Source organism: Phaeodactylibacter luteus, assembly GCF_007993045.1.
GTDB classification, from domain to species: domain Bacteria; phylum Bacteroidota; class Bacteroidia; order Chitinophagales; family Saprospiraceae; genus Phaeodactylibacter; species Phaeodactylibacter luteus.
In genome coordinates this window covers 1-22,705 of the sequence record NZ_VOOR01000060.1, presented here as the reverse complement: position 1 = coordinate 22,705, position 22,705 = coordinate 1, and the positions used below count along the sequence as shown (strand labels likewise).

The following is a 22,705-nucleotide window of genomic DNA, read 5'->3' as shown; positions in this document are numbered from 1 at the left end:
AAACCGCTCCGGGCTTATAAGCCGGATTCTGTGCTGCCGGACCAACCGGCAGCCCCTATCATTTATCTAGCCCACCCTTCACAGAGTGGATCTATCTGCCTACCCCTCCCGGCGCCGCCGGAGCGAACTGAGCGAGCAACTCAGCCGGGCTTGCCCGGCCAGGATGTACATGGCATTTCAACCCACGAGGTTTACCCCCCAAACCTGTTGCCAGGCCCGGGCGTGCGCTCTTACCGCACGTTTTCACCCTTACCCCCCTGAGGGGGCGGTATAGCTTTCTGTGGCACTATCTGTCCCCGGCTATGCCGGAGCCCACCCGTTAGGTGGCGTGGCGCTCTGCGTTGTCCGGACTTTCCTCATCTGCACTTTGGCAGCCGCGATAGGGCCACCCGGAGCGGTAGCCGGCAAAGTACGGCAATTTCTGGTTATGATGCGTACTTCTTAGGCCGGCGTTTGCCAACTGATGCACCAAAACACTTCTTCATAGCAATAGAGCGTAAATCAGACTATCGTTTTTGCCCCCTCTTGCCCCTCCCCAACCGTATGGGGCCTACCCCTGCCTCGCGGCAGGGGTCGCTATGCTGCGGGGCTCGCTATCCGCTCGGCCCTATCGGGCTTACACCCCTGCGCAGCGCTAGTCCGCCCACCTTCATAAAGCCGGAAAACCTGCGGCGTTTTAGACAACGCCCCAAAAGGATTTAGCTATCTTAGCCCGATGGCATTGTACCGCATTATACACCGGCACCCATTCCCCATTGCCATCTTGGTGTGGCTGATCGCCTCAGGCCTGGCCTGGCCCGTAGGAGGCTTTCCATTAGACGACGACTGGGCCTACGCGCTCAGCGTGCGCGAATGGGCTGAGCATGGCACCTACGACGTCAACGATTGGCCAGCAATGACCTTGTTCACACAGATCATGTGGGGCGGGGCTTTCGCCAAAATCTTTGGCTTTTCCTTTACTGTGCTACGCCTGTCCACACAAACTGCTGCCCTGCTCGGGCTGCTCGCCTTTGACCGCTTATTGGCACGTGCAGGCTGGGAAGGCCCCTTCCGCCTTATTGCAGTGCTCACCCTTGCCCTCAACCCCATGTTCTTCCTGCTTTCTCACACCTTTATGACCGATGTGCCCTTCCTCAGCCTTTGCCTGTTGAGCACTTGGGCATTTGCCCACTTTCTGGACCGCCCAAAATGGGGATGGTGGGCCTTGGCCGCTTTCTTCTGGATCGCAGCCATCATGCTCCGGCAGCTCGGGCTGCTGCTCCCCCTGGCTTTCGGCACCGCCCTTGTACTGAAACGCCCATCGCGCACCAACCTTCTGCTCGCCGTGCTCGGCATTGGGCTAAGCTATGGCAGCCTAAAGGGGTACGCCTGGGCTATGGAGCACACCGTGGGGCTCCCTCGAATGTTCAGCCAGCCCGGCGACCTGAGCAGCCGGCTCAGCTTCCGCTTGGCCACCCAAAGCCTGGGGCGGCTAGGTGGGCTCTACCTGGCGTATATCGGCTGCTTTATACTGCCCGTAGCTCTATTGGCCAAACATCGCCGCCCAATAAGCCCCGCCAGCATCATACTGCTCGCAGGCGGGGCCAGCTTGCTCGCCGCCAGTTGGGGCAGCCCCTTACTGGGCAATACCATCAAAAACCTCTGGCTTGGCACTATCGCCATGCCAGATGTGCACCGGGGCTACCTCAACCTGCCCGAGCTCCCTGCCTCGGCAGGCTACCTGGCCTACCTCATCGGTGGCGCAAGCGCCCTCGCGGGGCTGATGGCCTTACCCAAAAGCAGCACCTTTCTTCGGGGCATGCCATTCAAAGCAGGGCTGCTGCTCTTCATCCTGGCCTATATGGGCTTCTTGTTCATCAACTATATACACTTTGACCGTTACCTGCTCCCGGTCATCCCTTTTGCGCTCCTGCTGCTCCCCCCACAGCAGCTGCAGCGGCCTGGGCGGGCCATCCTGCCCCTCCTGCTCCTTGCGGCCTATTCCATTAGCGGTACGCACGACTACTTCAGCTGGAACCGGGCCCGTTGGGGAGCGGCTGCCGGGCTGGAAGCAGAGGGCATCTCCCCTCACCAGGTAGATGGCGGATTTGAGTACAATGGCTGGCATCAGACTGGCCCGCTGAACGCCAACAACCCCTACAGCAAGACTTGGTGGTTTGTTGATGATGATGAATACCTCCTCGCCTTTGAGCCCTTCCAAAACTACCGCCCGGTGAAAGCCTACCCTTTCCAGAAATGGCTCTGGCCCGGGCAGGATACCCTTTTTGTTTTCAAGCGGCCGCCCTGGCAAGACTGGCTCACCCTTCAATATGATATGCAGGGCAGCCCTGAAAATGCTTATGCCCGTTTCCAAATTAAAGAGGAAGACCAAGCGAAAGCTTCCGCCCGGCCAGATTCAGTGGCCTACCTTATGCAGGAGGGGCAAGAGTATGCGTTCGCCCATTACATATACCCCGTGCTGCCCAACGACCGGGCCCTGATCGGCGTATGGTGTGATACCCTGCCCTCAGGGCTGCACTTCGTCATCGCTGCCCCGGATGCAGGAGCTTTCCATGAAGCGTTCCGCCCCTTCCCCATTGATACGCTAAAAGGGTGGAAACATGGGCAACTCGAGTTCCGGGTGCCGGAAGGGTTCCCTTCCGATACCTTATCCTTTTATTTTTGGAAAAACCGCCCTGCCCAAGTCAGGATGGACAACTTGACGATCACCGTGCAGCGCCCCATGAATTAACATTAGCACTTGCTGGGCCAAGGCTGCGCTGTACGCTAACCCTACGTTACGCCTGATCATCAAGCGCTTCCAGGTCGGGGTCGGCAAAAGTATGGGGCACCACGCTGTCCCTGACAAAACTGCACCAACTGCAGTCTGGCTCCCCGCACCCAGTGTAGAAATCGTGAGCCATAATCCGCTGATAGACATCTGAGATGAGGGCTTTGACGAACATGGCATCCTCCTCTCCGATGTCCACCTTTTCTACCTTAAAGCGGTTATTGCGGTCTGGCTCCAAGTAAGCGATGCGGCCCTGAGCCACCCTTCGGGTATTGCCAGCCTGCCCTTCGAAAAGCAGCTTGTAGAACACCAGCTGCCGCCAGTATGGCCCACCGAGAGGATCTTTATCGCTGGGCGGATTCACCCGCCCCCTTTGCTGAGTGCCTGTTTTGAAGTCGATCACATGGGCTTCAGCAAGCCCCCTGTAGGCCACGAGGTCGATGCTGCCATGTACAGGCACATTTGCCACTTCCACCTGCCGGGGCTTGAACTCCGTAAGCACTTCCGTAGGCCATTCGCTCAATTCAGCATCGTAGAACAAGGACAAATTGTGCAGGCCTGCTGCCAAGCGGTTTTCGTAGCTTCTGCGGGCAAAAAAGCCCTGCCGGCGCTCCATCTCTTCCGTGAACTCCCTGCACAATAAGTTTTTTGTGCCACCGCCCCGGCGGGCTGCATTGAAATAGCGCTCCACTGCAAAATGCATGGCCGTACCATAGTGGGCAGCTTCCCTCATCAGGACCGGGGCCCTTAGGATATGCTCGTAATAAAAGGCAAGCGGGCACTTCAGGAAGCGGTTGAGGGCCGAAACGCTCAGCTGAAAGCCTTCCAGTACGGCATCTACCGCCTCTTTAGGCAAAGCCTGCAGTACCGGAGAGGCCTGCGTTTGCAATAACAGCTGTTCGGTTTCCAGCAGGCGGGAAGGGGCTACCTCCTGATGCTGCACAAAGCCAGATTCGCCCGACATCATTTCATCAATAAAAAGGGAGCGGGTAATGCCCTTGCCCTTTTCATCAGCTGCGGGGTAAGAAAGGTGCAAACGTTCCTTGGCGCGGGTAGCCGCTACATAAAACAGCCGGCGGCGGGCTTCCAGGGGGTCTTCTTCAGAAGCGTACGTCAGGGTATCAGGCAGGCTGAAGCTGCGGTTGCCCCGTTTCTCCGGCATCCATTCCTTGTCCCGGCAGTCGAAGAGGAACACCTGCCTAAACTCCAGCCCTTTGCTGCTGTGGGCAGTGAGGAGCTGCACCCCTTCTGATTGGAACACCGGCTCCTGCACAGGCAGAGCGATGCGGTTGTCGTCCATGCTCCGGAAAAGGTCGAGCAGCCCCCCAACGGTAAGGCGGGGCGAACGGGCAGCCTCCTCTTTCACAAAATCCAAGAGGGAGCGCAGCACCTGTATGCCCCAAGCTTTGTCGGGCTGTTGCAGCACATGAGCCAGCAGGCCGCTCCGGTTGACCAGCTGCTCCAGGAAAGCCGGAGCGCTCAAGCTGGCGTACTGCCGGTGAGCGTAGTCTTGGAAAGCCAGGAAACCCTGTATTGCAGCTTCATCCTTAAAGCTAAAGGCCGCCATCCATTCTTCATCGGCCAGCGCCTGACGCCAATAAGAGATGGCAGGGCTGTCCCGTATGGCCAGGCTGAGGGTTGCCAGATCGTCGGGGTGGAGCCCGAAGAAATTGAAGTGCAGAGCCTGGAACAGCAGGTGGTCTCCGGAAAAAGGAGTTTTGAACTCCAGCGCGAAGTATTCTAATAAAAGCCGGACCTGACGGGACATAGGCAAATGCAGCGCATTGGCCCGGCGGCGCGTAGTATACGGCAGCTGCCGCTTCTCCAACAGTTCTATCAAAGGCCCGCTCTGCCTGTGCCGGGGGTAGATGACAGCCACCTCACTGAGCGGGACCCCTTCCTCACGGAGCCGATGCAGCTCGTCTGCCAGCCAGGTCAGCTCCTGAAAGGGGTTGGGGAATTCTCTGACCTCGGGGCGGGCTGGCCGCGCGGCAACGGCAGGGTGGCGGGCAGTCAGCTCCTTTGTGATGCCCCCCTCTCCTATCGCATTCACTGCCCGTATGCTGTTGTGGCGGATGAGCCGGCCGGCAGCATCAAGTATATCTTGAGCAGAACGATAGTTATCTTGCAGGACAATGAGCTCAATGCTGCCTTTGTATTCCTCGTAGATATCAATCAAATTCTTCAGCCTGGCCCCTTGGAATTCATAAACCGACTGGTCGTCGTCGCCCACGATGAACAGATTAGGGGCCTCCCAGTATTCGGCAAGGTAGCGGATGATGGCATTTTGTCCGCCATTGGTATCCTGGTACTCATCTACGAGGATGTAGAGGAAGCGCTCCTGCAGCCCGCGCAAAAGGTAAGGCTGCTCCCGGAAGGCCTTCAATACCCAGCTGATCATATCGTCATAGTCGTAGCGGCGGGCTTTGCGCAGTTTATCCTGATAAGGCTCGTAGAGCCTTGCAGCAGCCAGCAAGCGCTCCATTTTCTGTTGTTCCTGCTCAATGAGCAATGATTTCGGGTCGCCCGGCTGAGCACCTTTGTAAGCGGTCTTATAGAAGAAGCCTTCCCGCTCCGGCAGCCCCTCAAGATAAGCACGCACGGCCTGCTCTACTGTAGCATAACTCCAGTCTTCAGCCTTCATCATCTGCAGCAGATGGCGGGTGCGGCTTTCGTTGTGGTAGGCATCTGCCCGGCCGCGGCGCAGCGGGTTGCCCGGCGGCAGCTCGTCTAGCAGTTCGCGCAATAGCTCAATAGCTTCCAGCTCGCTGACCGGCTCCAGCTCCTGCTGCCCAAACAGCTCGAGGTTGTCTTGTATAATGCTGTTGCAAAAAGCATGGAAGGTGTAAATGGGCACCCGGTGCGCCTCTGGCCCGATAAATTGCAGCAAGCGCTTGCGCATGGCCTGTACTGCAGCATCGGTGAAGGTAAGGCAAAGGATGTTCTGCGCTTGTGCGTCTGTTTCCAGCAATATCTGCCCCACCCGCGATGAGAGGATGTGGGTCTTGCCTGTGCCCGGCCCTGCAATGACCAAGGCTGGGCCGTCGATAAGCTCCACAGCCCGGCGCTGCTGTTCGTTCAGCCCGTTGAGGGCTTCCCGGAAGGCCTCGTTGAACCCTTCCCGGCTTTTTTTGGAAAATGCCATATCCTGCCTATTGCTCCTTGGGCAAGGTACGGAAAATTATGAGTCTTGGGACAAATGGCAGGGTGCCGAGGCCGCCCAAGCAGAGGCTGGCTGGCGGATTTTGGGGCCGCAGGCCGCTATAACAACAGGGCGTAAACCAAAACTTATACCATTAGGCTTTAGCCTAGGATTGGCCTAGCGCTGCGCAGGGGTGGCCGAAGGCCAGACCCGACGCCTGTAGGGCAAGGGGCCGAGCGGACAGCGAGCCCCGGAGCATAGCGGCACCTGCCCGTTGGGCAGGGGCAGGCATAAAAACGGCCATCTGGTTTGCGGCCTAACAGCACGGGGCATTATCCAAAGCCTTCTACGGCACCAGCTAAAAGCACATTTAAAGCACCGAATGAAAGCGCGGGCTGCAACAAAGCCTGCTTTAAACTTCCCAGGCCAGCGCAGCACTGCCCTCCTTCACCCGGCCAGGGCCTCCAACCTTTAGGGCCCAATCGGCAATCCCGGGCAAGGCTTCCTCAAAACTCCGGCTAGGCCGGAACTGCAGCTCGCGCTCGATAAGGCGGGTGTCGAGCACCATGTCTTGGGTGAGCGCACGCACGAGCAGGGGCGTCATGCCCCCAATGTGCAAGTACCCTAGCCCTTTCAGCAAGAAAGCCGGTATGTGCCTTTCGGGCAGCGGCCTTCCATATACCCCGTTGACGATTGCCCTGACCACGTCTAAGAGCACATACGGCCTGCGGTCTGATACATTATAGGTACGGACACCGGTAAGGCCCGACTGCAAGCAGGCACAGATGGCCTCTGCCAAATTCTGGTAATGTGTCATAGAGACATTGACCTGCAGGTGGCCCGGGCGGTAAAGGTGGCGCCCGTGAACAAGGCGGAGCATACGGGGCAAAATTTTCTTATCGCCCTGTCCGTACAGCGCCCTAGGCCGCAGGATAAAGCATTGCCGTTGAGAGGCTTGTTCTTGCACTACCTTTTCGGATGCCAGTTTGGAGGCCCCATAAAAGGAAAGCGCTTGCCCGGCCTGCTGCCCTGCAATGTCTTCAGAAATTAGCTTATCTTGAGGCAGGTACACCGCTGAAGTGGAGATGTGGATGAATGTGCCACATTGGGCTGCAGCCCGTAGCACGTGGCGTGTCCCTACTACGTTGGCCATTTGGAAATCCTCCCACTCCCCCTTGTCGTCCGAGCGTGCCGCCGTATGAATGCAGACATCTGCATCAGGCAATTCAAAAGGCGCAGTAATGTCAGCCTGAAGGTACTCCGCACAGGCGGTAAGGGCTGCGGGGGGGACAGCAGCCCTTCCGCAGGCGATGACGTGGTGGCCTGCTGCAGCAAAATAGCGGGTGAGGTAGGCCCCAAGAGAGCCGGTTGATCCTGTGATGATGATTTTCATATCGAACACAAACTTAGGTGCAAGGTGAAAATACTCAGCACAGGCCGGTAAATTTGATTTTGCCCACAAAAAAGCCTAAAAACCCAGTCATGCATAGTTATACCATCCATACTGCAACCGATTGCCCTCCCGAGGCTGCTGTAGGAGGAAAAGCCCAAGGGCTTCTTTTCCTGAAAGGTGCCGGGTTCAGGGTGCCCCTATTCTTCATTATGCCCCATAGCCTGTTGCAGGCGGTCATTGATGGCCGCGCTCGGTTGCCCGATGTGCTGCAGCGTTGGCAGCAAGGCCATGGTATCGCTGAAGCGCAGCTTTGGGCAGTCCGCTCCAGTGCAGGGCAGGAAGATGGAGAGCAGCATTCTTTTGCCGGCCTATTCCACACAGAAATCAATGTGCCGTTCAGTGGGCTTGAGGCTGCTATCGGCCGTGTTTTGGCTGCATTCGGGCGCAGCAGCAGGCTACGGGCTTATCGGCCTACGGAGGAGGAAGAGCCCTTTGGCATCGTGTTGCAAGAGATGGTGGCGGCAGAGTTGTCGGGGGTGGTTTTTTCAGATGACCCTCAGCAGCCCGGCAGCGGGGCAGTGGTGGCTAATGTGGTACCTGGCCTTGGCGACAACCTGGTCTCCGGCCGTTTTGAAGCTTTCCATGCCCGGGAAATAGACGGCGAGTTTTATTACCCTAACCATGGTCAGGAATATGTGGGCGAGTACTTCAAGGGAGGGGAGCGGCAGGAGGCTCGGCTGACTGCTCAGGAGATGGAAGCCCGGCTGCAGCCCTGCATGAGAGCACTCGCAGAAGGGGCAAAGGCACTGCACCGCTTGAAAGGGAAACCGCTGGACATTGAGTTTGCTATTGCGGGGCAGGCCCTATACTGGCTTCAAGTGCGCCCGATAACCACTGCCGGGGCGGCTGCCCTGCCCAATGTTTGGGACAACGCTAACATCGGCGAGAATTACCCAGGCCTTACCCTGCCGCTGAGCATTTCGTTTACCCGCTACACCTATACTACGGCCTACACAGCTATGGTAGCTTTTTTAGGAATGCCGAAAGAAGAGCGGGAGGCTCACCGGGCATGGCTGGAAAACTTGGTAGGGGGCATTTATGGGGGGCTTTACTACCAGGTGACTGCTTGGCAAAAGCTATTGTACCTCCTGCCTTTCGGGCGCAGAGCCAGCCGGCTGATCACTAAGGCGTGGGCAATGGAAGAGGCTCCATTTGAACCGCCGGAAGGGCGGGCAGATTTCCGGGGCTACCTGCTTATGCTTTACAGGGTACTGCGCTCCTTTTTGCGTTTTCCCAGCCAAAAGAAACATTTTGAACACCTATATGCCCAGGTGTTTGAGCAGTATGGGGAAGCCGACTTTCAAGGCATGCCCCGAGAACGGCTTATTGTGGCCTTTCAGGACATCCACCGTAAGCTAGGGGAAAAATGGATCGTCCCGGTACTGAACGGCTTTTTCACCCTTCTGCTTTTTTCTTTGCTGAAAAGGGTGGTGCGCGGCTCGCGCCTGCAGGGCGCCTATCCCAATTTCGTCAATGACATACTCTATGCACAAGATGGGGTAGTCTCTGTGCGGATTGTGCAAGACTTTCAGGCCCTCCTGCGCACCATTCTTTCCGCCCCCCGCCTAAAGGCGCTTTTCCAGGCCCAGCCGGCAGCTGTCATCCAACGGCAATTGGAGGAAGAGCACCCCGGTTTCCTAAAACAAATATCTGCCTATATCAGCCAATACGGCGAACGGTGCGGGGATGGGGAGCTAAAGATAGAAACCGTGAACTACAAGGAGGACCCCCTCTCATTCATCGCTTTCCTAAAGGCCAATGCAATAGGCGAAGCCCCTAAAGCCCGCCCACAGCGGCAGTTCGATTACCGGTCTGCCCTCCGTTCTGTGTACCCTTTCCGCCCCCTTCGGCGGTACCTGGCCCAATGGCTGGTGCAAGCTACTATACCCCGTTTCCGTGACCGGGAGAACTACCGTTTTTATCGTACGCGGAGCTTCCATATCATGCGCCGCATTTTCCGGGCCCTTGATCTGCACTTACATCGTACCGGGGCCATACAGGCCATTGGAGATTCCCTTTACCTAGAGCTGCACGAAGTGCTCGGCCCAGCTCCCGAAGGCGGCTTCCAGGAGTTGGTGGCCAGCAGGAAAACTGCATACGAGGCTTATGCCAAACGAAACCGCGCAGTGCGCTACCACGAGCGAAATGGGCATTTCTTGCCAGTCCGTACCCGTGCCCTCGCCATTATCGGGAGCCTATTTCAAGGCATAGGCTGTTCTAGTGGGGCAGTCACTGCCGAGGCGGTATTGATCACGGAGGGCACGAGCGGTACCGCAGATATAGATGGGAAAATTTTGGTAGCCGCTTACTTCGAGCCAGGTTGGATCAACCTCTTCTCGAGGGCGGCAGGAGTCATTTCTGAGCGGGGCAACCTACTGAGCCACACCGCCATACTTTGCCGTGAAATGGGCATCCCTGCTATCGTTGGGGTACGGGGTATTGCAAATGCAGTACAGGACGGGAGCGTCATACAGATGGACGGTGCCACAGGAGAGGTGAAAATAGGGGTTGAAAAACAGGATGCATGAATACATTTCAACTGGCAGCCACGCTGTCGAAACTCCAGCCAAAGGAAAGGGAAATCGAGGCGATGCGCTTGGCATTTTCCCAAATGAATGCGCACAGGGAGCAGGCTTTTTTCGAATATTGCCTGCACTGGAAGCTGGCGCCCTGGGCATATACCCAATTGGGCCGGACAGGGCTGAAGAGCGCCTTGGGGCCAGCCGTTCAACAGGCCTTTCAACAGCAACATGAACAGGCCAGGGCCGCCAATGAAGCCCGCGCCAGGGAGGCCCTCCGGTTTTTAAAGCGGTTCCGTGAGGAAGGCATAGCGGTAGTGGTGCTCAAAGGGAACCTCTTCATGGATAGCATTTACGAAGATACAGGCTACAAACGGATGAACGATTTTGACCTGCTCATCCACCCTGAAGACTGGCCGCGCGCCCGGGCTATCTATATAGAATTGGGGTATATCCCCCTCGGTTTTGGCTGGAGCGGGGAAAAAGAGGCCGCTGCAAAGTTCAGCCATACCGGCATGTCTTTCATCAGCCCGGACTATACTTGCATCACGGGCACACAGTGGGGGCTGAAGTCCCCCACCTCCGGCTATACAGTAGACATAGCAGAAGCCTGGGCTACCACAAAGCCCTTAGATTTCCGCGGGGAGCCTGTGCTGCAGCTGTCCACAGAGTACAACCTGCTCCACCTGATTTTGCACATGGGGCTATACAAGTGCGGGATCCGCGACTGCATGGATGTCTACAACCTTTTCCGGTCGGGGCAACCGGCAGATGAAGAGCATCTGGCCCGTATCGTCCGCAAAGCAAAAGCCGTAGAAAAAGCCTTCTTCACCTTGTCCCTGTCAAATTTGTGCTCCGCTAGCATACCGCCTTCCCTTTTGGAAAAGCTCCGCCCAGAAAAGCCAGGGTTTATCACCCGGCGGCTGTCCTCACGGCTTTCAGTAGCCCGCCAAACCGGAGATTTCCAAGTATCCTACAATGATTATTTCCAAGAAGTGGAGATGTGCGTATTCTATTTCAACCTGTTCCCGTCCTTTCACAAGCGCTTGGCTTTGTACGCCCGGCTGCTGAAGCTGCTGTTCTGGCCACGTGCACAGCTGGCGTGGAAGTTGTCGGACTTGCCAGAGGGGGCGGGTCTGCCCAAGAAAACCATGGCCAGGGCCGTAGCGCCGTACTTGGCCATCCGCACAATAGGCGAAGAAATCGGGCTGGGCATCGTTTTCCTGCTGTTGGGGAAGTTTCTGGCAGATATGCTGCTATCGGTGCGTTTCTATGTCTACGGAGGAGAATCATACTTTGACTATCTGCAGAGCCGGGGGATAAGCCCCGGGGAAATAAAAGCTGCAGTCAAAAAAATACAATAAATGGCAAAGCTGATATGCATCACTGGGGCAGATGGCACTGGCAAAAGCACGCTGATCCAATCGTTGGCCCCATATTTCCCGCAAGCGTACACCGCCACTGTCTGGGATTTGCTGAAGAACGGGGCAGAAGGGCTGCCTTTCCGGTCTAAACAGCAAGTGGACAGCTATCTCTGCAACCTGACCCCAGATTCTCGGCTTCTCTTTTTGGCGCACGCCATGAAGTATGCAGTAGACCAAGCACAGGAGTCACATGCTGAGGCCATCATCATTGACAGTTACTTTTACAAATACACAGCTACGGAACTGGCACTAGGGGCCGACAGGCTGCTCGCCAGGCACCTGGGAAAGACCTTCCCCTTGCCAGATCGGACGCTGCTCCTTGAGCTCCCGCTTAGCCTGATGGCAGAGCGTAAAGCCCGCTTCTCCCGCTATGAGTGCGGGCTGGCAGCAGCCCCTGGCCCTACGGAGTTTTTGGCATTCCAGGCAAAGGTGCTGGCAGAATGGCAGCATTTTTCCATCCCCAATGTACAAAGGCTCGACGCCCGGTTGCCAAAGGAGGAGCTTTCCGCATTAGCCATACAAAAGATCAACCACCTATGAAGACCATAGTGATTACAGGCTTGGACGGCACGGGGAAGAGCACGGTGCTACAAGCGTTGAAGGCGCAAGCTCCTGGCGCAGCCCGTGCCATCGTACATGCCCCAGAAATGGACCTTGAGCCCTTGCACAAGCAGCCGGATGTTTTCCGGGCCGCCCGCTTGGTGAATCAGCTCAACCATGATGCCGACCGCTTGGCTTTCCCTCAACTGAAAGCAGTGGCCCTGTTCGCGGCTATGCTGCTTTTCGAAAAGCTGCTGCAGCCCGTAAGGGAAAGGCAGGGGCCCGCCGCGCTCTGTGAGCGCCACCCCCTTATTGATACCAGTGTCTATGCTCAGTTTTATGCAAACAAGCTTTCCCCGGATGCCGTCAGTGCACGTAACACAGAGCCTTTAGAGCGGGGGAATGAGGCAGAGTGGGCTTACCTGCTCAGCTTGCTGCCCCAAGACTGGGCAGCCCCGCAAAACGAAGGGCCCGTGCGGGTTTTCATGCGCTTTATCTACGATAGGTTCCATTTGCAGCAGCGCCATCAGCTTTCAGGCCTCATCGGGCTTTTCAAGCTGCCGCTGCCCGATAAGGTATTCTTTTTGCAAGCGCCAGCAAAAGTGCTATTTGCCCGTTTGCAACAAAGGGGCGTGCTGGAGGCTCATGAATCTCTGGCCGCCTTAAGTATGCTGGAAAAAGCCTATCAGCAGCACCTACAAGCCTTCGAGGCTGCTGCCCCCGGGCGCCTAGAAATAATTGACGCTACGTCGCAAACCGCTATGGCTGCACTGCTGCCCAAGCTAGCCGCTTTCCTATGAAGGGGCCCAAAATACGCCGGCGGTTTTTCTTTGGGCTGGGCTGCCTATCCCTGGGGCTGGCTTATATCGGCATTGCGCTGCCAGGGTTCCCGGGCACCCCTTTCATTCTGCTGACAGCCTATTTTTTTGTCCGCAGCTCAGAAAGAATGTACACTTGGCTGATGCGCAGAAGGCTTTTCGCGAGGGTCATCCGGGAATTTAGCGGACAAGAAAAACTCTCCGTTAAGTTCAAGCTATTCGTGATCGTCCAATTGTGGGCCTCCTTCACCGTGGCTATGGTCTGGTTTGTTGGCGCGGTGCACTGGAAAGCTGTGCTCATCATTGTTGGGGCAATTATCTCTTGGGCGGTATGGCGCATTGAAAAAGTAGATATCGGCCCTCACTAAATTTTTATTTTGCCCGCTAACCTCAAAGGGCGCAGACCAGATTGTCCTTTTTGGGCCTGCCCCTGCCGTAAGGAGGGGGGCCTGCCCCTGCCCAACGGGCAGGTGCCGCTATGCTGCGGGGCTCGCTGTCCGCTCGGCCCTATCGGGCTTACCACCCCTGCGCAGCGCTAGGCCAATGCCAGGCTATAGCCCAAAGGTATAAACGCCTGCGGTATTTTGGTTTACGCCCACCTCTAATATAGTAGCTTAGCCAAGGCCTTGCCGGCCATACTGGCACAGCAGGCCGGCATAAACCCTTGATTTTCAAAATCAAACCACCCCCAATAAGCTCATAAGCAGGCAGCTGCAAGCTGTTTTTTAAAGAAAGGGTTGGCTGGGGGCACCAATTATCGTAATATTGCAATATAAATAAACCTACTATGGGGCTTACCAAAAGCGAGAATTTCACTGCACAGCAGAACGAGCTCGCACAGATTGCCAAAGCGCTGGGCCACCCTGCAAGAGTGGCCATCCTTCAGCACCTGCTCAAGGTGAAGTCCTGTATCTGTGGGGCTATTGTCGATGAAGTGCCCCTTTCGCAGCCTACCATCTCCCGCCACCTCAAAGAGCTGAAAGCGGTGGGCCTCATCAAAGGCTCGATCGAGGGCACGAGCATCAACTATTGTATTGACGGGGAGCGGTGGGCCGAAGTGCAAAACTTGCTGAACGGCCTTTTCGCCCGCTACGAGCCCTTTGAAGAGGGCTGTGCCTGCTGAAAGTCTTTTTTTACACCTATCTATTGCAATATAGCAATGAACAAATTAAACACATTAGGGAGTAGGCCCGCTCCGGAGCTGCTCCCCCACCTCCAAGCCTATGTGACGGAGCTGCAGCGCGAAAGCTCACTGATCCCGCAGGCGCGCAAAGCTTTACTGCAGCAGCTGGCCGCCTATGTCAGGCAAAGCGCAGAGGAGGGGCGGGCGGCAGGCCTCCACTTTATCTGTACACACAATTCGCGCCGCAGTCAGCTCAGCCAGGTATGGGCTGCAACGGCTGCCGTTTATTACGGGCTGCCGCAGGTAAGAGCATATTCCGGCGGCACAGAAGCAACAGCTTTCAACCCCCGGGCGATAGCTGCCCTCGAGCGGGCCGGCTTTGCAGCGCACCATTCCGGTGAAAGCAACCCCCTGTACCAGATTACTTTTTCTAAAGCATCTGCCCCCCTACGCTGCTTTTCAAAAACATTAGGCCACCCAGACAACCCGCAGCAAGGTTTTGCCGCCATTATGACCTGCACAGACGCAGAGGAGAACTGTCCGTATATACCCGGCGCCGCTTTCCGGCTTTCTCTTCCTTATGAAGACCCCAAGGCTGCCGATGGCACGCCCGAAGAGGGCGCCCGCTACGACGAGCGCACCCGGCAGGTCGGGCGGGAAATGTTTTACGCCATGCAGCTGGCCGCCAGAATGCTCAACAACGAAAAAATATGACCGTTCCAACTAAGCGGCGCAAGCGCCTCTCCTTTCTCGACCGTTACCTGACACTTTGGATTTTCCTGGCCATGGCTATTGGCGTAGGGCTTGGGCATTGGCTGCCACAAACAGCCCGCTTCGTCGGCTCATTCTCAATTGGGGCTACCAACATGCCAATTGCCATAGGGCTCATCCTGATGATGTACCCCCCTCTGGCCAAAGTCAACTACCGCATGTTGCCACAGGTGTTCCGCAATGTCAGGATATTGGGTTTGTCCTTGCTGCTCAATTGGGTAGTGGGCCCTGTGCTGATGTTCGCCCTGGCCGTTATTTTCTTACGGGATTATCCGGAGTACATGACAGGGCTCATCCTGATCGGGCTGGCACGCTGTATAGCTATGGTAATGGTATGGAACGACCTGGCAGAGGGCAGCCGGGAGTACGGGGCTGGGCTAGTAGCATTGAACAGCATCTTCCAAGTGTTTTTCTACAGTTTCTACGCATGGCTTTTCATAACCGTACTGCCGCCCCTGCTGGGCTTTGAAGGCGCAATAGTAGACATCTCCATGGCAACTGTGGCAGAGAGCGTGGCCATTTACTTGGGCATCCCCTTCGTCGCGGGGTTCCTGAACCGCTTACTGCTGGTGCGGATTAAAGGCGAGGCCTGGTATCAAGGAACCTTCGTGCCGGCCATCTCGCCGGTGACCTTGGTCGCATTGCTATTTACGATAGCGGTCATGTTCAGCCTCAAAGGGGAGCTGATAGTACAGATCCCGATGGATGTGGTACGGATTGCCATACCATTGCTGATTTACTTTGGCCTGATCTTCCTCATCAGCTTCTTGGTTGGCAGAGCCCTGGGTGCAGACTATCCGCGCAATGCTGCAGTAGCTTTCACAGCGGCGGGCAATAATTTCGAGCTGGCCATAGCTGTGGCCATAGCTGTGTTCGGGCTCAACTCCGGGCAAGCCTTTGCCGGTGTGATCGGCCCGTTAGTAGAGGTGCCAGCCCTCATTGCACTGGTCAATGTAGCTTTTTGGCTGCGCAGGAAGTATTATGGCCATACGCTCAATTTAAACAACGAAATAAAAGACATAACATGAAATCACCACAAGAACTCAAGCAGCTCGTACAAGAGCGCTATGCAAAAATCGCGGAACAGGGCAAAGCAGAGAACGCTTCGAGCTGCTGCGGGGCGGCCACCCCTTCCAACAAAGTGTACAATATCATGATGGAAGACTATTCGGGGGTATCTGGCTATACCGAGGAGGCTGATTTAGGATTGGGATGTGGGCTCCCTACGGCTTTCGCAAAAATTGCGCCCGGCGATACGGTCATCGACTTGGGCTCAGGTGCTGGCAACGATTGTTTTGTTGCCCGTCACGAGGTTGGCCCAAGTGGCAAAGTCATTGGCATAGATTTTACGCCAGCTATGATCCAGAAAGCCCGTCAAAATGCCGAGCGCTTAGGCTATAACAACGTCGAATTCCGCGAAGGCGATATTGAGCATATGCCAGTCAGCGATGGCATAGCAGATGTGGCCGTGAGCAATTGCGTGCTCAACCTAGTGCCTAACAAGCCCGGTGTGTTAGCGGAAATCTTCCGAGTGCTCAAGCCCGGCGGCCACTTCAGCATCTCCGACATCGTACTGCTAGGAGAACTGCCAGATACCCTGCGGCAGGATGCAGAAATGTACGCAGGCTGTGTGGCCGGGGCTATCCAAAAAGAGGACTACCTGCGGTATATCATTGAAGCGGGCTTTGAAAAGCTGACGCTGCAGAAAGAAAAGACCATAACAATCCCGGAAGACATCCTGTCAAAACACCTCAGCGCAAAGGAGGTAGAGGAATTTCAGCAAGGCACAACCGGCATTTTCAGCATTTCGGTATATGCAGAAAAGCCCGGCAGCAGGCACACACAGCCTTTAGCGGCTAGCAAAAGGCCTGCCGGCTGCGGCCCGGAAAGCGGGTGCTGCTAGCAGACAGCTGCCCAAAGTGCTTGCGGTAGAAGGCAATCTCTTCCTTGAGCCTAACCCCTTCATGGAAAGCTTCGAAGCTGAGCCGCTAAAACGCGTAACTTTATGACAGCCCAATGTGCTACTGGACGCAAACTAGATTGTCGTTTTTATGCCTGCCCCTGCCGTAAGGATGGGGCCTGCCCCTGCCCAACAGGCAGGTGCCGCTATGCTGCGGGGCTCGCTGTCCGCTCGGCCCTACCGGGCCTGCCGCCCCTTCGCAGCGCTAGGCCTATGCCAAGGTAAAGCCCGGAAAGCATAGATGCCTGCGACATTTTAGTTCACACTCTCCGGCTCGTTCCCAAGGTAGTGCTTGCGGGAAGCGTTTTTCCTCAAAACCACGATGTCTTGAAAATCGTTATCGTTGCGTTTGGGTACATCTCCCCTCCAAAAGCCCCGGACTACAAGCTCACTGCCAAGCCCCGCATCGGATACAAGCCTATCCAACAAATCGAACTGTACGAAAGTGCGAATAATAGGGGGGCAAACCAGCGGGAGCCCTACCCGCAGGCTGACGAAGGAAGCTTGTCGGGTAGTGACTATTGTGGCTAGTTTCTCTTTCTAATTATCTTAACGATCCTATTATTTATGATTTCTGATAAGTTCCAATTGTACAGTTTGGGGTCGGTTGTATTGTAGAAGGCCACAACAACAGCATCAAGGTCTTTGTGATATTTTGCGAAGCTCTGGTAGCCCGGAACCCAACCGGCATGTTCATACTCATAAATGGAAGAATATATTTCTTGTTCTCCCGCTTCAAATAACGCCCCGTCGTTTAATGCCCTCAGGAAAACACCCACGTCTTCTGCCGTAGCTAACATACCATGCTCGTCTGCCTTTAAGTCAAAGGGATGTCCTACGTGATAGCCACTCATCACACCGTCCATGTCCACTTCCCTTAGCGAACCGAAAGTTCTGTTAAGGTTTAACGGCATTAGAATTTCCTCCTGAATGAATTGGAAGTTCTCATACCCCAGAACATCATCCATTATCTTATTGATTAACAGGTAGTTGGTGTTACAGTATTCGTAACTTTCCCCGGGTTCAAAGTTGGCCGGCTTGTCCAGAATCAAGGCAAGGCTTTCTTCGTAGGTCTCGGTTGGAGCTGCCCAAAAATTCGGAGCGTCCGTAAAATTGGAAATACCACTCCTATGCTGTATCATCAACCGCAAAGTGATTTTGTCGGAGTTTTCGATTCTTCCCACAAGTTCTGGTAAATAATCAGCGATTGTTTTATCCAGAGAAAGCCGTCCATCACTTACCAATTTGGTAACAGCCACAGCATCATATAGCTTGCTGATGCTGGCAATTTTGAATAGGGCCTGAGGTTTGGCAGGTATCTTAGCTTCTCGATCGTGCCAACCAGAAGCAAAATACTGAGGTGGTTGACCAGCCTGGTCTATATAGACAACCATTCCTTCAAATCCATGCCCAATGGCCTCATCTAACTGTACCTGAACCGTTTCTGGCAACGGTAGTATCCATGCCTTTACCAAAAGCCATGGAACAAAATAAAGCGAAATTAAGGTTCCAACTAGCAACAAAACACGCACTGTCCATTTGGCTTTTTTGTTTTTAATCATTTTCCTCTTTTTTGGCTCTATGCTAAATTGTGTGGGTAATCTGAGCACATGACAAAACTGTAAAACTTTAATATGAATACCGCAAATCGTCAATTTTTGTGCTGATTTTCTCGATTTTCTTTAAAAATCGTCAATTTTAAATCGGTCATATTAGAAATAAAAACTTTTGTCATGTACTCAGGAAACAATCAATAAAATTGCACCAAATATTATTGAAGGAAGAATTCTTTTCATCTAGTTCAAATGGAGCTAACGGATTGGTGTATGGCTAGTGGCGACCAAAAATACACGAACTTTTATTATTCAATCGTAAAGTTGACAAAAAAATCGGACTTTTCGATTTAGTCCAAACCTCGCCATTAACTATACACCGTGTTGTAAACAGTTTTCTTTTATTTGTTTAGATGATTAATTTATTGTTACTAAATCAGTAGTAGCACTTATTGTCGAATTATCTGCCAGTGTTAATTCAATCGTAAATGAAGTTGTAACTGCGTCTATTGTTATGCTCTCATCAAAAATGAACTCAAAAATTTTAAATCCTGATTTATTTGACTCAATAATAAAAATACTAAAGTCGTCAAAAGTTGTATTGTTATATCTTAAATTAAAAATTTCATTTAGGCTTTCACCCGGGCTAATACCATTTATTGAATTGTCAGCAGTCAAGTTTACACTTATCACATCATTAGTTGATTCTTGATCGACTCTGCACCATAATCCATTATCAGTATCTGAGTAATCATAATCGAGTATTACACTTAATGCATATTTCTCTTGGGTTACAATATCTGCATCTTCTTCGGTCTCAATATTATAATTACGAACTATAATTTCATTAACGCTGTAGAACATAATATCATCACCACAACAAGAATGTAAACATGTTGTTATAATTAAAATCACTATATATTTAATCTTGTTCTTCATATTTCAATAGTTCGGTAATTTTTTGAAGCATTTGGATAAAACGAAAGGAAGCATCATTTTAGTGATATGCGACTATCTACTAATGATGCTTCCAGCAAGAGCCAGGCTCTTGTGGAAACGATACTAAGCAAAATTGATGGCTTAAACAAGCCGAGACGAAATTTTATCATTTCGATCATTGTACTGTATTTATCCACACCACTAGACATTTTAGTAAAGAAGCGTAAAAGCGACTATCTTTAAAGTCGACGAAAACCAAAAGACATGTCGACATTTACGCTTCTTGAGCAAGTTACAGAAAAGGCTGTAGAACTTCCAAAATACACCCTGAAGAATACCCGTAAGCGTCCGAGCAACTACGTGTTTTGCTCCATTGGTTCCCACTGGGGGCTGGGTATTAGGGTATGGAGTTCGGAGAGCTTGGTGTCAGGGATACGATCGAGGGTGTCTTTAAGCCATTGGTAAGGATTGATCTGATGTTCCTTACAGCTGGCCATGAAGCTGTAGATCATAGCGGCCCGCTGGGCGGCTTCGTGGGACCCGGCAAAGAGATAGTTCTTTCTGCCCAAGGCCAGGGGCCGGATTTTGTTCTCGATATGGTTATTATCGATGAGCAGGCGGCCGTCCTGGAACAGAGCCACTAAAGTGGGCCATTGATTTTGGGCATAGGTGAAGGCCTGCCCGATCGCACTTTAGGGGGCTGTTACATACATCTTCATACCATCCAAAATTTTCGCTGATGTATTTTTCAAAATTGGAATTTTCAATCTTCTGAATAAACCCCTTAGTATCTTTAACTTCTTCTTTTCTAATTATTATGAATGATTCATCAATTATCTGATGGAAGATGGCATATTCGAACTCGACTAAAAAAGTTCTGCTATTTTGTGTTTCTTCAATTGCATACACATCTTTAATTATTCTCCCAGTTCCTATCTCAATATTTTCTTTTGTTTCGGATTTCACCAATTCAACTAATGTAATTCTTAACTCGCCCTCGTTTCGATAGACTGCTTTCGCAAGTGACAAACTATAGCAATCGTCAAGTATGGTTTTCATTTTTTCTATTTCTCTTTTGCCAATCCTCTCAAAATATCCAGACGATTAGAAGGGGCATCGGAAGATAAAAAATCTGGAATCGTGTTTTCTGTCCTTCTTGGTCTGCTCAAAAAATCAACTCGCCACTCGGTTATTCTTTCTTCTTTTTTATGGATGTATTTTCCTCTCTCTGGTTCATCTATGTATTCTTTTTGCAAAATCAAGGCTAAAAGTTCTTCTGTTCCTTCGTGATTATCTGCGAATTCCTTAGCATCTCTATATTCCGCAAAAGCATAATAGTAATCGTTCCCTTTTTCTAAATCTTCAGCTCCATTTTCTGGATGACACCAAACTCTATATTCTAAAACTTCATCCCAAACATATCCACCTCCTGCTTTTGCCAAAGCAGAATATTTGCCGACCATATTTTTGTCGAGGACTTCTGGGTAATCTTTCATTTATTTTTTTTCTAATTGAGCACAACGGCCCGGCTATGCGTAGTGCAGGATTTCAAGGCACTTCACTTTCCCTTTAGCAGTTAGTTTATTTAATGTTATTACTTTCATAACAGTACTTTCGCCCGCATTACGTATAGCCAATGTTGTGCGTTCGTGCTTTATTTTATGTATTCAATTAATTCTACAGAAAACCTTTTCGCTCCCATTTCATTTAAATGGTCAGAGTTTAAATAGAGAGAATCTGGATAGTAGTCTCTAGTTTTGTCAAATACTACATTACTAGCATTATACTTTTTAGTTAGATTGACATACTCTTGCATTATGGAAATAGGAATGTTTCCTAGATAATGTTCGTGAACTGGAGGACTTGCCATTATTAATTCAATTTTCTTTGAATTAGCCAAATTAACTATTGAGTCTAAATAATTAACTGCTAATTGCGAGACACCTAGCTGTATATCATTTTGATAGTAATGTCTCTTTATTGCTGTTTCCCAATCACTAATATTGCTTTTGCTTGAATTAGAGTAATTTCCAATATAATTAATGTGATTTTTTCGAGGATAGAATCCTGTTTGTTTCCATAGAATCTTACGAAAACCATTATTATCAATATCAATACTAGATGATATATCATTAAACTCTTCAATAGGATAGCTTCTTCTAAACATTTCACTAGACCATCTATCATTTGAAAATTTCAAATCATTAAACTGTGAAATATTATGAGGAGCAAATCCAATAATAAGAGTATCTGGAATATATGAGTTAAATATTTTTTTCAATTTCCAATATGTCAGGACGTAAGGCTCAGCAGTCTGAGAGATGTTCTGTGCATCCTTAAAGTACTTAGGGTTTATACTCTTTTGCGGGTGTGAATCACCAACGATAAGAATAGAAGTATTATTTAACTTAACAGATTGATTATTATAAATGAAATAGTTAATAATCATATTCCCCCCAAAGTATAATAAAGGGAAAAGCGAAAAAACTATTACTTTGACTAGAAAGCGCTTCATAGATTAAAATTGAAAGTAAATAAATTGTTGTTCTTTACCACTAAACCAAAAGATTGCAATTACTATTGCATAATACATTGCGTACCTTATTGGGGGTTTCCACTTAATTCCTAAATGTGCAATAGCATATTGATCTTTTCTTCCTTTCCATTCTATCAAGACAAAAATTGCGACAAGTATTATTGTTGTTAACGCATTTCTCATTCCTGAAAATTTAGGGATTTCAAAAAGTGAAGATGACAAAATTTTAGAAATATAACTTATTGCGTGCCCAATGTTTTCTGCTCTAAAAAATATCCAAGCAAAAACAGTCAACCCAAAAGTTAGTATCATAAAAGATAGTTCCTTAATACTTGGAAGTAACTTGCCTTGAGCAACGGTTTCTAAATTATTTCTGTTGTTATTAGTCAATAATAGAGGCAAGAAATAAATCGCATTCAATGCACCCCAAATAATAAATGTCCAATTCGCACCATGCCAAAATCCGCTGACAATAAAGATGATAAAAGTATTTCTGACTTTCATCCAAGTTCCACCCCGACTTCCACCTAATGGGATATAAAGGTAATCCCTAAACCAAGTTGAAAGTGAAATATGCCAACGTCTCCAAAATTCCGCAATATCTCTTGAAAAATATGGGAAATTAAAATTCTGCATTAAGTCAAACCCGAAGAGTCTAGAAGTACCAATTGCAATATCGGAATAACCTGAAAAGTCTCCATAAATCTGGAAGGTGAAAAATAATGCACCTAAAACAAGTGTACTTCCGTTCATATCTGCTGAGTTATTAAAAATCTGATTTGCATACTCAGCACAATTGTCTGCAATTACTATTTTCTTGAACAAACCCCAAAGTATTTGTCGCATTCCGTCAACTGCTTTTGAGTAGTCGAAAGTCCGTTTCGTGTAAAACTGAGGAAGTAAATGTGTTGCTCTTTCAATTGGTCCTGCAACCAATTGAGGAAAGAAACTAATAAAGGCAGAAAATGCAATAAAGTCTTTTGTTGGTTCAAGTTTTCTTTTGTAGACGTCAATTGTATAACTCAAAGTTTGGAATGTGTAAAAGCTTATTCCAACTGGTAAAATGATATTCAAGGAATTGGCTTGAATGTTTTGTCCGAAAAATGAAAATGCAGTAATAAAATTGTCTAAAAACAATAGTTCGGTAATTTTTTGAA

Annotated in this window: 19 protein-coding genes, 1 other RNA gene and 1 pseudogene; 11 read left to right on the top strand and 10 right to left on the bottom strand. The window is 51.2% G+C overall.

Going from position 1 to position 22,705, the window contains the following annotated elements; all coding sequences use genetic code 11:
- Position 1: 1 nt before the first annotated feature.
- Positions 2–396: RNase P RNA component class A (gene rnpB, locus FRY97_RS19260), an RNA gene on the bottom strand.
- Positions 397–715: 319 nt separating this feature from the next.
- On the opposite strand from rnpB, the gene FRY97_RS19255 reads away from it, so the two are divergent.
- Positions 716–2,731, top strand: coding sequence for an ArnT family glycosyltransferase (locus FRY97_RS19255; protein ID WP_147169205.1), 2,016 nt, complete (start codon positions 716–718; stop codon positions 2,729–2,731).
- A 46-nt stretch (positions 2,732–2,777) separates the two neighbouring features.
- Here the strand turns inward: FRY97_RS19255 and FRY97_RS19250 are convergent, their stop codons facing one another.
- A complete protein-coding gene (locus FRY97_RS19250) occupies positions 2,778–5,915 on the bottom strand; it encodes an ATP-dependent helicase (protein WP_147169204.1) in 3,138 nt (1,045 codons plus the stop codon).
- Positions 5,916–6,324: 409 nt separating this feature from the next.
- Complete coding sequence (locus tag FRY97_RS19245) at positions 6,325–7,305, bottom strand: NAD-dependent epimerase/dehydratase family protein (protein WP_147169203.1); 981 nt, start codon at positions 7,303–7,305, stop codon at positions 6,325–6,327.
- An 89-nt stretch (positions 7,306–7,394) separates the two neighbouring features.
- On the opposite strand from FRY97_RS19245, the gene FRY97_RS19240 reads away from it, so the two are divergent.
- From FRY97_RS19240 to FRY97_RS19195, 10 genes are all read left to right on the top strand, one after another.
- Positions 7,395–9,893 carry a PEP/pyruvate-binding domain-containing protein gene (locus tag FRY97_RS19240; protein WP_147169202.1) on the top strand — a complete coding sequence of 833 codons (2,499 nt, stop codon included), beginning with the start codon at positions 7,395–7,397 and terminating at the stop codon, positions 9,891–9,893.
- On the top strand, positions 9,890–11,248 hold the full coding sequence (locus FRY97_RS19235) for a nucleotidyltransferase family protein (protein WP_147169201.1): 1,359 nt from the start codon (positions 9,890–9,892) through the stop codon (positions 11,246–11,248). The genes FRY97_RS19240 and FRY97_RS19235 overlap by 4 nt, the downstream gene beginning before the upstream one ends.
- Positions 11,249–11,848: a hypothetical protein gene (locus tag FRY97_RS19230; RefSeq protein ID WP_147169200.1), complete on the top strand. Its 600-nt coding sequence runs from the start codon at positions 11,249–11,251 to the stop codon at positions 11,846–11,848.
- A complete protein-coding gene (locus tag FRY97_RS19225) occupies positions 11,845–12,648 on the top strand; it encodes an AAA family ATPase (RefSeq protein ID WP_147169199.1) in 804 nt (267 codons plus the stop codon). Before FRY97_RS19230 ends, FRY97_RS19225 begins: the two co-directional genes overlap by 4 nt.
- Positions 12,645–13,034 (top strand): YbaN family protein, encoded by a 390-nt coding sequence (locus FRY97_RS19220; RefSeq protein WP_147169198.1) that lies wholly within the window; start codon positions 12,645–12,647, stop codon positions 13,032–13,034. Before FRY97_RS19225 ends, FRY97_RS19220 begins: the two co-directional genes overlap by 4 nt.
- A gap of 419 nt (positions 13,035–13,453) precedes the next feature.
- A complete protein-coding gene (locus FRY97_RS19215) occupies positions 13,454–13,789 on the top strand; it encodes an ArsR/SmtB family transcription factor (RefSeq protein WP_147169197.1) in 336 nt (111 codons plus the stop codon).
- A gap of 36 nt (positions 13,790–13,825) precedes the next feature.
- Entirely contained in the window at positions 13,826–14,503 is a 678-nt protein-coding gene (locus tag FRY97_RS19210) for a low molecular weight phosphatase family protein (RefSeq protein ID WP_246141838.1), read from the top strand.
- A complete protein-coding gene (gene arsB / locus FRY97_RS19205; protein WP_147169195.1) occupies positions 14,500–15,588 on the top strand; it encodes an ACR3 family arsenite efflux transporter in 1,089 nt (362 codons plus the stop codon). Before FRY97_RS19210 ends, arsB begins: the two co-directional genes overlap by 4 nt.
- A complete protein-coding gene (locus tag FRY97_RS19200) occupies positions 15,585–16,463 on the top strand; it encodes an arsenite methyltransferase (protein ID WP_147169194.1) in 879 nt (292 codons plus the stop codon). Before arsB ends, FRY97_RS19200 begins: the two co-directional genes overlap by 4 nt.
- Positions 16,464–16,847: 384 nt before the next feature.
- Entirely contained in the window at positions 16,848–17,051 is a 204-nt protein-coding gene (locus FRY97_RS19195; protein ID WP_147169193.1) for a hypothetical protein, read from the top strand.
- Here FRY97_RS19195 and FRY97_RS19190 read toward each other — a convergent pair.
- From FRY97_RS19190 to FRY97_RS19160, 7 genes and pseudogenes are all read right to left on the bottom strand, one after another.
- Positions 17,048–18,082, bottom strand: coding sequence for a serine hydrolase domain-containing protein (locus FRY97_RS19190; protein ID WP_147169192.1), 1,035 nt, complete (start codon positions 18,080–18,082; stop codon positions 17,048–17,050). The two genes, FRY97_RS19195 and FRY97_RS19190, sit on opposite strands and share 4 nt — an antisense overlap.
- A gap of 408 nt (positions 18,083–18,490) precedes the next feature.
- Complete coding sequence (locus FRY97_RS19185) at positions 18,491–19,012, bottom strand: hypothetical protein (protein ID WP_147169191.1); 522 nt, start codon at positions 19,010–19,012, stop codon at positions 18,491–18,493.
- A gap of 356 nt (positions 19,013–19,368) precedes the next feature.
- A pseudogene (locus FRY97_RS19180) lies at positions 19,369–19,704 on the bottom strand (IS66 family transposase); the annotation flags it as partial.
- Positions 19,616–20,071, bottom strand: a complete 456-nt coding sequence (locus FRY97_RS19175) for a hypothetical protein (protein ID WP_147169189.1) — start codon at positions 20,069–20,071, stop codon at positions 19,616–19,618. The pseudogene FRY97_RS19180 and the gene FRY97_RS19175, both read right to left, overlap by 89 nt.
- Before the next feature lie 5 nt (positions 20,072–20,076).
- Positions 20,077–20,508 carry a GCN5 family acetyltransferase gene (locus FRY97_RS19170; RefSeq protein WP_147169188.1) on the bottom strand — a complete coding sequence of 144 codons (432 nt, stop codon included), beginning with the start codon at positions 20,506–20,508 and terminating at the stop codon, positions 20,077–20,079.
- A gap of 158 nt (positions 20,509–20,666) precedes the next feature.
- The gene (locus FRY97_RS19165; RefSeq protein ID WP_147169187.1) at positions 20,667–21,527 is read right to left on the bottom strand and encodes a hypothetical protein; all 861 of its coding nucleotides are present in this window, start codon (positions 21,525–21,527) and stop codon (positions 20,667–20,669) included.
- Between the two features lie 3 nt (positions 21,528–21,530).
- A partial coding sequence (locus tag FRY97_RS19160) for an MBOAT family O-acyltransferase (protein WP_147169186.1) occupies positions 21,531–22,705 on the bottom strand: 1,175 nt, incomplete at its 5' end.

Excerpts from the sequence above, each read along its gene's own strand:
- FRY97_RS19255 (WP_147169205.1), top strand. The coding sequence starts at position 716 with ATGGCATTGTACCGCATTATACACCGGCACCCATTCCCCATTGCCATC.
- FRY97_RS19250 (WP_147169204.1), bottom strand. The coding sequence starts at position 5,915 with ATGGCATTTTCCAAAAAAAGCCGGGAAGGGTTCAACGAGGCCTTCCGG.
- FRY97_RS19245 (WP_147169203.1), bottom strand. The coding sequence starts at position 7,305 with ATGAAAATCATCATCACAGGATCAACCGGCTCTCTTGGGGCCTACCTC.
- FRY97_RS19240 (WP_147169202.1), top strand. The coding sequence starts at position 7,395 with ATGCATAGTTATACCATCCATACTGCAACCGATTGCCCTCCCGAGGCT.
- FRY97_RS19235 (WP_147169201.1), top strand. The coding sequence starts at position 9,890 with ATGAATACATTTCAACTGGCAGCCACGCTGTCGAAACTCCAGCCAAAG.
- FRY97_RS19230 (WP_147169200.1), top strand. The coding sequence starts at position 11,249 with ATGGCAAAGCTGATATGCATCACTGGGGCAGATGGCACTGGCAAAAGC.
- FRY97_RS19225 (WP_147169199.1), top strand. The coding sequence starts at position 11,845 with ATGAAGACCATAGTGATTACAGGCTTGGACGGCACGGGGAAGAGCACG.
- FRY97_RS19220 (WP_147169198.1), top strand. The coding sequence starts at position 12,645 with ATGAAGGGGCCCAAAATACGCCGGCGGTTTTTCTTTGGGCTGGGCTGC.
- FRY97_RS19215 (WP_147169197.1), top strand. The coding sequence starts at position 13,454 with ATGGGGCTTACCAAAAGCGAGAATTTCACTGCACAGCAGAACGAGCTC.
- FRY97_RS19210 (WP_246141838.1), top strand. The coding sequence starts at position 13,826 with ATGAACAAATTAAACACATTAGGGAGTAGGCCCGCTCCGGAGCTGCTC.
- arsB (WP_147169195.1), top strand. The coding sequence starts at position 14,500 with ATGACCGTTCCAACTAAGCGGCGCAAGCGCCTCTCCTTTCTCGACCGT.
- FRY97_RS19200 (WP_147169194.1), top strand. The coding sequence starts at position 15,585 with ATGAAATCACCACAAGAACTCAAGCAGCTCGTACAAGAGCGCTATGCA.
- FRY97_RS19190 (WP_147169192.1), bottom strand. The coding sequence starts at position 18,082 with ATGATTAAAAACAAAAAAGCCAAATGGACAGTGCGTGTTTTGTTGCTA.
- FRY97_RS19185 (WP_147169191.1), bottom strand. The coding sequence starts at position 19,012 with ATGAAGAACAAGATTAAATATATAGTGATTTTAATTATAACAACATGT.
- FRY97_RS19175 (WP_147169189.1), bottom strand. The coding sequence starts at position 20,071 with ATGAAAACCATACTTGACGATTGCTATAGTTTGTCACTTGCGAAAGCA.
- FRY97_RS19170 (WP_147169188.1), bottom strand. The coding sequence starts at position 20,508 with ATGAAAGATTACCCAGAAGTCCTCGACAAAAATATGGTCGGCAAATAT.
- FRY97_RS19165 (WP_147169187.1), bottom strand. The coding sequence starts at position 21,527 with ATGAAGCGCTTTCTAGTCAAAGTAATAGTTTTTTCGCTTTTCCCTTTA.